General features: G+C 50.3%; 1 protein-coding gene and 1 pseudogene. Both read left to right on the top strand.

The window, feature by feature from the left end; genetic code table 11:
- Window positions 1-263 precede the first annotated feature (263 nt).
- Window positions 264-1,313: pseudogene (gene ribA / locus IM509_RS23630) on the top strand (GTP cyclohydrolase II); the annotation flags it as partial.
- 203 nt (window positions 1,314-1,516) lie between these two features.
- A complete protein-coding gene (locus IM509_RS23625; protein WP_272079361.1) occupies window positions 1,517-2,965 on the top strand; it encodes an iron uptake porin in 1,449 nt (482 codons plus the stop codon).
- Window positions 2,966-3,046: the final 81 nt, after the last annotated feature.

The following is a 3,046-nucleotide window of genomic DNA, read 5'->3' as shown; positions in this document are numbered from 1 at the left end:
TTTTATCGACGTAAGAAGCGGAAAAATTAGCTAAATTAACAGGATGTACTCTCAGACAATTTGAAGAGAGATAGGCTTTTAGTGGCTTGGGAACAAGCTTTATCAATTTATTCATAATAAATATTGGCAAAATATTGGCAGAGGATTAAATATTAGTTATTGTGACTAACTCTTTTGATTAGAAAAAGATAAACTTGAGAATCTTCGGTCAAATTTATTGACTCAAAATCAGCTATACTTAATTTAAATGAAACAGCCCTACCCGGGCCAGGGGGTTGATCTGTCTGGCCATGACCAGCGATCGCCTAGACGAATTGCAATTACCGCCGATGGTGGAGAAAAATGGCGATCACCATCAAACCGCTTTCACCGTCAGTATCGATGCGGCACCGCACCACGGCGTTACTACGGGGATATCGGCGAGCGATCGCTCCCGCACCATCCAAGTGGCGCTTTCCCCCACCACTACCCCCGATGATCTCAGCCGTCCGGGGCATATTTTCCCGCTCCGAGCGCGAGCGGGTGGGGTTTTCGAGCGGGCAGGACATACCGAGGCCGCGGTGGATCTGGCTCGTTTAGCTGGACTCTACCCCGCCGGAATAATCTGCGAGATCCAGAACCCCAACGGCTCGATGGCGCGTTTACCGGAGTTGATGAGCTACGCGGACGAGTACGGTCTAGCGATTATCCGAATCACCGATCTGATCCGCTATCGCAAACGGGTAGAACCCTCGGTATTGCGGGAAGCGATCGCCCGTCTCCCTACGGAATTCGGCGAATTTAATATCTACGCCTATCGCGACCTCCTCGATGGTTCGGAAGCGACGGCGATCATCAAAGGCGATCCGGACAAATTTGGCGATCGGACGACTCTGGTCCGAATTCATTCCCAGTGTTTTACCGGGGATGTTCTCGGCTCCTCCCGTTGTGATTGTCGCCAACAACTGCATATCGCCCTGAAATCGATCGAAACCGCCGGACAAGGGGTTGTGGTCTATCTTCCACAGGAGGGACGGGGTGTCGGTCTGATCAATAAGCTCAAGGCCTACTCCCTACAGGATCTCGGCCTAGATACGGTAGATGCCAACAGGAGGCTAGGATTCGAGGCGGACGGGCGTACCTATCGGCTGGGAGCGCATATTCTCAAGGATTTGGGGGTAGCCGATATCCGTTTACTAACTAATAATCCCCAAAAAGTTCAGGGTCTCCGAGATTGGGGGATCAACATTGTCGAGCGAATCCCTCTCGTCATGCCTCCAAACTACCACAATCAACAGTATTTGCTCACAAAGCGGGAAAAACTAGGGCATCTGTTGCCTTTTAGCTAATCACTCCCCTTTTCTAGCGTAGGGGGAGGAAAAAGAGGAATGCCTGTTGGCAAAGCGGCGGAAGTTCTGCCCGTGTTCTCAAGATAGGACTCCTATTCCCCAGGTTTTAGGATTCTGCGGTTTTACCCTGGAATTCTGCTACAGCACCAGCTTGGGATAACGAGACTTTCTCAATTGCTGCCGGAGATATGGGAATCGATCGAGCGCGGTTCCGAGGATTCGTCTGGCCAAAAAACACCGACTATCTCTATTTTTTGGATGTGAGGATTTCGATGGTTTTTCTCTCTTGTAATTGGTTATCGCGACCTTCTCTCCTACTGGGAAGCGTTTTCTTTGCCGTACCCGCATTCGCTCAAATCGACCCTTCGGGTTTACCGCTAACCGATATGTCGAAAAACCATTCCGATCCAGCGATGGCGCAACTCACTTCTGTTTCCCAACTTGCCGATGTTCCGCCGACGGGCTGGGCGTTCGAGGCACTGCGATCGTTAGTGGAACGCTATGGCTGTATTGTTGGCTATCCCGACCGCACCTATCGGGGCGACCGCGCCTTAACCCGTTGGGAATTTGCCGCCGGTTTGAATGCTTGTTTAAACTCGATCGAGCGATCGCTCCAAGCAGGGGTTTCGATCGCCCAACGAGATCTCGATACACTCAAGCGCCTTGCCCAGGAATTTCAGGCCGAGTTAGGAGCTTTAGGGGCGAGAGTGGATAACCTAGAAAACCGGGCTGCTTTCCTAGAAGACCATTCCTTTTCGACGACCACGAAACTACTGGGTGAGGCGATTTTCGTGGTCGCCAATGCCTTTCAAGGTGCGAGCGAGGGGAGCAATACCGTGTTTCAAGATCGCGCGCGTCTTCGGTTCGTTAGCAGTTTTACGGGCAAAGACCAGTTAAACGTAAGGTTAGATGCCGGTAATGCCCGACGATTTAATCTGGGGGATGGGACTCCGGAAGCTACTCAATCCTTTAACCTAGTCCCCTCTCTAGACAATAATGTCAATATCGGTTGGCTTGCCTATTATTTTCCCATTTGCGATCGCATTTCCGCCTATATTGGAGCGGTCAATGGTGTCACCTACGATTTTATCCCGACGCTGAACCCCTATCTCGATAGCGGTACGGGCGGCGGAAAAGCGCTAACCGTATTTGCGTCCGCCAACCCCATTTACCAGATCGGTGGGGGTGCGGGAGGTGGCTTTAACTATCAACTGAGCGATCGCTGGATCGCCAGCTTGGGTTATCTGGCCGGGAATCATGCCGATCCCAATCCGGGTAGTGGTCTTTTTAATGGTCAATACGCTGCGATCGCCGAAATCGCTTGGCTCGATTCTCGATCGGGTTTCGGGATCACCTACGTCCACGCCTACCAAAATCGGGGAGATTTATTTGACATCGGCAGTAGTTTTGGTATTGTCGGCACTAGGCAGGCTAATAATCCTTTTGGCACCCCATTGATCAGTGATTCCTTCGGTGCGTCGGGGTTCTTTACCATCACGCCGAACTTGGCGATTAATGGTTTCCTGGGCTATACCAACTCTAGAAATCTCCAAGGCCCCGGAAATGCTGACATTTGGTACTATACTTTGCACGGCTACAACTTGCATTTTTTACTCAAGGACAATAATATAGTTTAAGAGTCATAATTAGAAGCAAAGCACTCATTAAAAACATGATTAACCTAGAATTCACGGAAGAAGAAAAGAACTCACTGTATT

The sequence above is a fragment of the Microcystis sp. M31BS1 genome, from assembly GCF_020245285.1.
GTDB lineage: Bacteria > Cyanobacteriota > Cyanobacteriia > Cyanobacteriales > Microcystaceae > Microcystis > Microcystis panniformis.
Note: the sequence above shows the minus strand (reverse complement) of the source record. Positions and strands in the feature narration are given on the sequence as shown.